This window comes from Streptomyces sp. F001 (assembly GCF_004187715.1).
In the GTDB taxonomy this organism is placed as follows: Bacteria; Actinomycetota; Actinomycetes; order Streptomycetales; family Streptomycetaceae; genus Streptomyces; species Streptomyces flavusporus.
Genome location: NZ_QZWF01000016.1, coordinates 121,363 through 128,729 on the forward strand (window position 1 = coordinate 121,363; position 7,367 = coordinate 128,729).

The following is a 7,367-nucleotide window of genomic DNA, read 5'->3' on the forward strand; positions in this document are numbered from 1 at the left end:
GTACACACGAAGGGACCGAACGCCCGATGGACGCAGCTCGACATGAGGACTTCACCGGCAAGGCCGCACTGGTCACCGGAGGCAGCAGCGGGATCGGCTCCGCCACCGCGCTGTTGCTCGCCCGGCACGGCGCCGGTGTGGTGGTGAACTACCGCGCCGACGAGGAGGCGGCCCGCGCCGTGGTCGACGAGATCAGGGCCCAGGGCGGCACGGCGGTGGCGCTGCAGGCCGACGTCACCGTCGCCGAGGAGGTGGACCGCATGGTCGCGCGGGCGGCGGAGGAGGTGGGGCCGATCGACATCCTGATCGCCAACGCGGCCGGGGTCGGCGGGCGGACCGCTCGGCCCGGGCCGATGCTCAAGACCCCGCCGGAGCACACCCTGCACGTGGTGGACGCGCAACTGAAGGCCTTCCTCAACCCCGTGCACGCACTGGTGCCGGGCATGGTCGACCGCGGCAACGGCGGCGCGGTGGTCGCCGTGGGAGCGTCATTGTCCCGACGCTCCCCGGAGGGGTTCGGAGCGCTCTCCACGTCCAAGTCGGCACTGGAGGCCGCGGTCCGGACGCTCGCCCGTGAGGTGGGGCCGGCCGGAGTGCGGGTCAACATGGTGGCGCCCGGCCTGATCATCAGCGCCCTGTCGTCGAGCGTGCCGGAGGCCGTGCGGACGGCCAACGCCGAGCGGACGGCCGTCAAGCGGAACGGTGTGCCGTCCGACGTCGCGGAGTCGATCCTCTTCCTCGCCTCCGAGCGCTCCTCGTACCTCGCCGGCAGCTATCTCCTGGTGGACGGGGGCACCGCGATGCTCTGACCGGCGGGCCCGGCGCCCAGCCGGCTCCGACGCATGCTGCGGCTCAAGGCATATGCCTTGAGCCGCAGCCATGTCCACCCTCGCCGCCCTGGCATTCCGCAGCTTATTCATCCCGCGGTTGGATATGCCCTCGACGTGATCGTGCTAGTTTCGGTCTCACGGAAAAGCGCAGACCTAATCACCACACCTCGAGCATAAATCTACCAGCACGGGGACCGGACTCCGTCCGGCACTCCGGTGCAAATTTCCCTCTTGATGTAACACAGGAGGAACAGCGTGATGGTAGGCCAGGCAACCGACGGCGACAAAGACGTCGCCAACATCATCATCGATCAGCGTGAGCTGCGTGCCATATTCGGGCGCTTCGCGACCGGCGTGACGGTCATCACCGCAAACTACTCCGGGGAGCTCTTCGGAGTGACCGTGAACTCCTTCACGTCGCTCTCCCTCGATCCCCCACTCGCCCTCTTCTGCCTGCACAGCAGGTCCTCGTTCCGTGCCGCGCTCGGCGTCGGATCCTCGTTCACCGTGAACATCCTGTCCGAGGAGCAGCGGGACATCGCCGCTCTCTTCGCCTCCGGTGTCGACCGGTTCCTCAAGGTCAACTCGGTGCCCGGCCGGGGCGGGAGCCCGGTGCTCACCAACTCGCTGGCCTATGCGACCTGCGAAGTGGAGCAGGAGGTTCCAGGCGGTGACCACGTGATCGTGATCGGCCGCGTGATCGACATCGGACTACTGCGCCGCGAAGGCAAGCCGCTGGCCTTCTTCGCCGGCGCAATGCACAAAATAAATACGTACCAGTGATCAGCCGAACACGGGGGTAATTGAATCATGCGATTCAAGCTGTTGGGGCAATTGCAGGTGCACGACGGGGACCGCATTCTGACGCCTCGAGCACATAAACTGCGCGTACTACTGGCCACGCTTCTGGTGAATCACCGCCAAGTTCTCTCGATCGAGTCCCTCATCGATGAGCTGTGGCCGCAGGGCCCTCCTCGGACCGCACTGCAGGCACTGCGGGTCTACATTTCGCAGCTTCGGAAGATGCTGCACGAAAGCAGCGCGAACGGCCGAATCTGCCTGATCGGCGAACCGCCCGGCTACTGTCTCTCCATTGATGAGGGAATGCTTGATGTCGTCGAATTCGACCGGCATCACGAACTCGCCACAACAGCTCTGGAAGCGCACGACGAGGAGGCCGCATTACGCCATTTCGCGGCGGCCGCGAACCTCTGGCGCAGCGCGCCGCTCGCCGGCCTGCGCGAGGGAATGCTCCTGCAGAGCGCCGCGTCCCGGCTCGAGGAGTCCTGGATGGCGGTCGAGGAGGGACGCATCACCCTGGAGGTGCGCCTGGGCAGGCGCCGCGGCGAGGCCATCGCCCGGCTGCGTGAACTGATCGCCAGGAATCCCTACAACGAACGCCTGCACGGGCTGCTCATGATCGCGCTCTTCCTGTCGGGTCGTAGCGGAGAGGCATTGCAGGTCTACCGAACCATGAGACGACGTCTCGTGGACGAGCTCGGCATCGAGCCGGGCGACGAACTCCGTCTGGTTCACCAGATCGTTCTGGACTCGGACCGGGCGGCGCTGGAGCACGCCGGTATGTGGACCGCCTGAATCGCGAACCGAAAGGACAACGAGATGAGCACGCACACGAGCACCCCGAACCAGCCGGGCGCGACGGCCGGGGGAGTCGACGAGCCCCTCGACGACGCCTTCGACATCATGCTCGTCGGCTGGTCGTTCATGCGCAGCAAGCTCCTGCTGACCGCGATGGAGCTGGGCCTGTTCGAAGCGCTCAGCAAGGAGTCCGGTACCGCCGAACAGATAACCGGCCGGCTGGGCCTGCACCAGCGCGGAGTGCCCGACTTCCTCGACGCCCTGGTCGCCCTGGGGGTGCTGGCCCGTGATGAGGCGGGCGTCTACCGCAACAGCCCCGCCGCGGGCCGTCACCTGATCCCCGGTCAGCAGGGTTACGTAGGCGGCTTCCTGAAGATGACCACGGACTTCATGGGCGCGGGCTGGGAGAGCCTGGCGGACATGCTGCGCTCGGGCGACGCCCACGGGCAGGACGCCAACAAGGTGCCGTTCGCCCAGATCTTCCGTGACCCGCAGCGGCTGCGGCAGTTCCTGTCGGCCATGGACAGCCTCAACGGCGCGATCGGCCCGGAACTCGCCCGGCAGTACGACTGGTCGCAGCACAAGTCCTTCGTGGACGTCGGCGGCGCCCGCGGCAACCTGGCGTGCACCCTGCTGCTGGCCCACCCGCACCTCACCGGCGGGGTGTTCGACCGCCCTGTCATGAAGCCGTTCCTCGAGGAACTGGCGCAGGAGCGCGGTGTGCCGGACCGGGTCGGCTTCCACGGAGGCGACTTCTACGTCAACGACATCCCGTCCGCCGACGTGGTGGTCTTCGGCAACGTACTGCACGACTGCCCGGTCGAGGCCCGCAAGAGCCTGATCGCCCAGGCCGCCGAGCGGGTCCCCGCGGGCGGCGCGGTCATCGTCTACGACCCGATGATCGACGACGCCCGCACGGACGCCGACACCCTTCTGATGAGCCTGACCATGATGCTCCAGTCCCCGGCCGGCAACGAGTACACGGCGGCCGAGTGCCGCAGCTGGATGGAGGAGGCCGGCCTCGACGTCGAGTCCGTCTTCAGGCTCCCCGCGCACGCGACGGCCGTGGTCGGCCGCAAGCGCGCCTGACCTCGACCGAAGTCCCGGCGGCGGCCGGCCGGATCATCCGGCCGGCCGCCGTCGCCCATGAGCAGCCGATGAGGAAACGGAGTGCACACAGGACATGGCCACGAACGCCAAGAACGCCCAGAACGCCCAGAACGCCAAGACCTCCAAGAGCTACGTCGACCTCACGATCATGCTGGTCAGCCATGACGCCTTCCGCCGTGACATCCGGCGGCTGGAGAAGGCCGCGGCCGGCCGGGCACAGTCCGGGCCGCTCGACCGGGGGCGCGTCGAGACGGGCTGGGAGATCTTCAAGACCCAGCTGCACATCCACCACGAGGGCGAGGACCGGGACCTGTGGCCCCGGATGGCCAAGGGCCTCGCCCACCGCCCGGACACCCTCGCCACGCTGGCGGAGCTGGAGGCCGAGCACCAGCGGATCGATCCGCTGATCGCCCGGGTGGACGCCGCGTTCGCGGATCCGGGGGCGGACTCCGCCACGCTCGAGCAGGCGGTCGGTGAGTTCGGCGACTGCCTGGTCTCGCATCTGGAGCATGAGGAGCAGGAGGGTCTCCCGTACGTCCAGGAGGCGCTCTCGGAGAAGGAGTGGAAGGCCTTCACCGCCGACCAGCGCGAGAGCCTCGGGCTCACCGGAGCGGCCGAATTCTTCCCCTGGCTGCTGGACGAGGCCACACCCGGGAACGTCCGGAGGATCAACTCCTTCATGCCGATGCCGATGCGCATGGCCCTGAAAACCCTCTGGTTGCCCGCGTACCAGGCGCGGGACTCGTGGACCGGCTGAGTGGGTCGGCCTGCCCTTCGTGCCTGCTCCGGCGGCATCGGTGCCGCGGTGTTATGGCGGCTTAATTGCGATGTGCCACCGTACTCGTGACCTCACGGGTCACGCGAACGCAGCGGAGGAGTCCGGAGCAACGGTGCCACGGCCGGACCCTGCCCCGCCGCCGGTACGGCCCCAGCCCGTTCGCGCCGGCCCCCGAGGGGACCGGTCCGTACGAACGGGAGGGTTGTTCCATGGAGAACGGCATGTTCGCCGACAACGGCTTCAAGCTGGGCTTGTTCGCACCCAACGCGTCATCCGGCCTGGCCATCACCACGATCCCCGAACGCTGGTCGGGAAACTGGGCGGACAACCGCGCTCTCGCGGTCCTCGCCGACCAGCTGGGGATCGACTTCCTGCTTCCGGTGGGCCGCTGGATCGGCTGGCCCGGCACCACCTTCCACGACAGCGTCCTGGAGACGATCACCTGGGCCGGCGGGATGCTGGCGGTGACCGAGCGCATCTCGGTGTTCGCCACGGTCCACAGCGCGCTGCTGCCGCCCGTCGTCGCGGCCAAGCAGTTGGCCACCGTCGACCGGATCGGCGACGGGCGTGCGGGACTCAACATCGTGGCCGGTTGGTACCAGGCGGAGTACGAGGCGTTCGGCCTCGACCTGCCCGGCTCCCCGGCGCAGCGCTACGCCCACGCCCAGGAGTGGTGGGACGTGGTGCGCACGCTGTGGAGCAGCGCGGAACCGTTCGACCACGACGGCGAGTTCTTCCCCGGCCTGACCGGCCTGCGCACAAGTCCCGGGCCGGTGGCCGGCAGGCTGCCGGTCATCAACGCCGCGGTGTCGGAGGCCGGGCGCGGTTTCGCCACCCGTAACGCCGACTTCCTGCTGACGGCGGCCTTCGACCCGCAGCGGGGCTCCGCCCTGGTCGACGGCGTCGAGCGGGCGGCCGCGCAGCACGGCGGGCGCCGGGTGACGGTCATGTCCAACGCGTATGTGGTGTGCCGGCCCACCCGGAGCGAGGCGGAAGAGTTCCTCCGGTACTACGCCGAGGAGAACGCCGACTGGCAGGGCGTCGACACGGTGATGAGCGGTCAGGGCATCAACCCGCAGTCGTTCAGCGAGGCGCAGATCCGGATGTTCCGGCCCCGCTTCGCCGCCGGCCACGGCGGACTGCCGTTGGTGGGCACCCCCGACGACATCGCCGCAACGATCGTCTCGTTCGCCCGCGCCGGCCTCGGCGGCCTCGCGCTGTCCTTCGTCGACTACCTGGGCGAACTGGAGTTCTTCGCCTCCGAGGTCATCCCGCGGCTGGAGAAGGCGGGCGTCCGCCGACCGGTCGGCGGTTGAGCGCGTCGTCGCATCATCACCTTGCGGTAGCCCTTCGTATGACATCGTGCGAGGTCGTACCGTACGCCTGCGTGTGCGCGTGTCTGGCCACCGCGGCGTTTTCACGACTGGACAGGGGGAGTCCATTGGTAGCGGTCATAGTCATGAGTCAGGACACGTCCCGGAGAACCGCTCTGGAGCGTCGTTTCGCGGCCCTCGACGGGTTCAGCGTCCTGCCTCATGGCCGAGGGGAGTTCCAAGCCGCCGACGTGGCCGTGCTGGCGGCAGACCGGGAGAGTCTGAATCTGACCCGCCGCGTCGCGTCCAACCTCGCGGGAGTCTTCGCACCGACGCTGCTCGTGGTGGAGGAACCGTTCGAGGAACTGGCCGGCGTGATGTGGTTCGGTGCCTACGGGCTGATTCTCAGCTCCGCGTCGGACCGCGAACTGGCCGACGCCGCCGTGCTGGTCTCGAACCGGTACACCGTCGTGTCCGAGGAGATCATCGAGGACGAGCGGCTGAGCGAGGGCCGACTGGCCTTCGAATGGACACTGAACAACGACGCCCAGTCCGCGCTCGACGGCCTGTCCCGCCGGGAGCGCGAGGTCCTCGCCCTGGTGGGCACCGGCCGCAACAACGCCGAGATCGCGGCGCGGCTGTGGGTGAGCAGCAACACCGTGCGCTCCCACGTCCAGCGCCTGATGCGCAAACTCGGCCTGCGCAGCCGGCTCTGCCTGGTTGTCTTCGCCCATGAGCTGGGTCTCGTGGACATGAACGACACCGTCCTGAACGGCGGGGAGGAGGAGCCCGTGGCGCCGGCTCCCCGACGCGCCTGAGGCTCCACACGACCGGGCCCCGGCCGCGTGAACGCGGCCGGGGCCCGGTCGTGTGGAGCACCGGTTCACACCCGGTACATACGGCGCACCATCGCCTGCAGCACAGGGCGCGGCAGGGCGCCGAGGAAGAACGGCTGCGGACGGTTCATCGCGCCCGGCGTGACGAAGGCCTTGCCCTTGGCGACGGCCCGCAGCGACGGCTCCACGATCTGCTCGGGAGTCATCCAGGCCAGCTTGGGCAGCCCGGCGGTGTCGATGCCTGCCGCCTCGTGGAACTCCGTGCGCACCAGACCCGTCCGTACGGTGGTGATGTGCACGCCGCTGCTGCGCGCCTCCAGGTGCAGGCTCTCGCTGAAGGAGCCGAGGAACGCCTTGGACGCCCCATAGACCGCGGACTTCGGCATCGGCAGCGCCGCGACGATGGAGGAGACGTTGAGGATTCCGCCGTGCCGGCGCTCGCTCATCCGCCCCAGGGCCGCGTGGGTGAGGACCACCGGTGCCAGCAGGTTGACCCGGATCTGGTGGGTCTCGCGCTCCCGCGGCAGATCCCGGAAGTAGCCGGTGGATCCGTAGCCGGCGCAGTTGACCAGCAGGTCGACCGCCCGGCCCGGTTCGCTCACCCGCCCGGCCGCGATCTCCAGGTCGCTCTCGTCGCCCAGATCGAGCGCGAGCACCTCGGCCGACACCCCGTACTGCTCGGAGAGTCTGGAGGCGAGCTGCTTGAGCCTGGTCTCACGCCGGGCGACGAGCGTCAGATCGGCGCCGCGGCGGGCCAGTTGCTCGGCGAACTCGGCGCCGATGCCGCTCGACGCACCGGTGATGAAGGCGCTTTTGTACGGGTAGGACATCGTCGGTCTCCCTCGAGCCGGACAGGTACGGGAAGGGGGGCGGCGGCAGGGCCTGTCTCTTATACACATCT

The 7,367-nt window shown here is 68.8% G+C and carries 8 protein-coding genes; 7 read left to right on the top strand and 1 reads right to left on the bottom strand.

What is annotated here, in order from left to right:
* Window positions 1-26 precede the first annotated feature (26 nt).
* The 7 genes from StrepF001_RS34855 (at window position 27) to StrepF001_RS34885 (ending at window position 6,448) form a co-directional block, all read left to right on the top strand.
* Entirely contained in the window at window positions 27-809 is a 783-nt protein-coding gene (locus tag StrepF001_RS34855) for an SDR family oxidoreductase (RefSeq protein ID WP_129802176.1), read from the top strand.
* Between the two features lie 279 nt (window positions 810-1,088).
* Window positions 1,089-1,613: a flavin reductase family protein gene (locus tag StrepF001_RS34860; RefSeq protein WP_240797812.1), complete on the top strand. Its 525-nt coding sequence runs from the start codon at window positions 1,089-1,091 to the stop codon at window positions 1,611-1,613.
* 27 nt (window positions 1,614-1,640) lie between these two features.
* Window positions 1,641-2,426, top strand: a complete 786-nt coding sequence (locus StrepF001_RS34865) for an AfsR/SARP family transcriptional regulator (protein ID WP_129802178.1) — start codon at window positions 1,641-1,643, stop codon at window positions 2,424-2,426.
* A gap of 24 nt (window positions 2,427-2,450) precedes the next feature.
* A complete protein-coding gene (locus StrepF001_RS34870; RefSeq protein WP_129802179.1) occupies window positions 2,451-3,518 on the top strand; it encodes a methyltransferase in 1,068 nt (355 codons plus the stop codon).
* A 94-nt stretch (window positions 3,519-3,612) separates the two neighbouring features.
* Entirely contained in the window at window positions 3,613-4,296 is a 684-nt protein-coding gene (locus StrepF001_RS34875) for a hemerythrin domain-containing protein (RefSeq protein ID WP_129802180.1), read from the top strand.
* Window positions 4,297-4,526: 230 nt separating this feature from the next.
* Window positions 4,527-5,633, top strand: coding sequence for an LLM class flavin-dependent oxidoreductase (locus StrepF001_RS34880; protein ID WP_129802181.1), 1,107 nt, complete (start codon window positions 4,527-4,529; stop codon window positions 5,631-5,633).
* Between the two features lie 143 nt (window positions 5,634-5,776).
* On the top strand, window positions 5,777-6,448 hold the full coding sequence (locus StrepF001_RS34885) for a response regulator transcription factor (protein ID WP_129802182.1): 672 nt from the start codon (window positions 5,777-5,779) through the stop codon (window positions 6,446-6,448).
* Between the two features lie 65 nt (window positions 6,449-6,513).
* Here StrepF001_RS34885 and StrepF001_RS34890 read toward each other — a convergent pair whose 3' ends face one another.
* Window positions 6,514-7,296: an SDR family oxidoreductase gene (locus StrepF001_RS34890; protein WP_165396457.1), complete on the bottom strand. Its 783-nt coding sequence runs from the start codon at window positions 7,294-7,296 to the stop codon at window positions 6,514-6,516.
* Window positions 7,297-7,367: the final 71 nt, after the last annotated feature.

What these genes read in the sequence shown, in the direction of transcription:
- StrepF001_RS34860 (WP_240797812.1), top strand. Translation starts at nt 1,089, where the DNA reads ATGGTAGGCCAGGCAACCGACGGCGACAAAGACGTCGCCAACATCATC.
- StrepF001_RS34885 (WP_129802182.1), top strand. Translation starts at nt 5,777, where the DNA reads ATGAGTCAGGACACGTCCCGGAGAACCGCTCTGGAGCGTCGTTTCGCG.
- StrepF001_RS34875 (WP_129802180.1), top strand. Translation starts at nt 3,613, where the DNA reads ATGGCCACGAACGCCAAGAACGCCCAGAACGCCCAGAACGCCAAGACC.
- StrepF001_RS34890 (WP_165396457.1), bottom strand. Translation starts at nt 7,296, where the DNA reads ATGTCCTACCCGTACAAAAGCGCCTTCATCACCGGTGCGTCGAGCGGC.
- StrepF001_RS34865 (WP_129802178.1), top strand. Translation starts at nt 1,641, where the DNA reads ATGCGATTCAAGCTGTTGGGGCAATTGCAGGTGCACGACGGGGACCGC.
- StrepF001_RS34855 (WP_129802176.1), top strand. Translation starts at nt 27, where the DNA reads ATGGACGCAGCTCGACATGAGGACTTCACCGGCAAGGCCGCACTGGTC.
- StrepF001_RS34880 (WP_129802181.1), top strand. Translation starts at nt 4,527, where the DNA reads ATGGAGAACGGCATGTTCGCCGACAACGGCTTCAAGCTGGGCTTGTTC.
- StrepF001_RS34870 (WP_129802179.1), top strand. Translation starts at nt 2,451, where the DNA reads ATGAGCACGCACACGAGCACCCCGAACCAGCCGGGCGCGACGGCCGGG.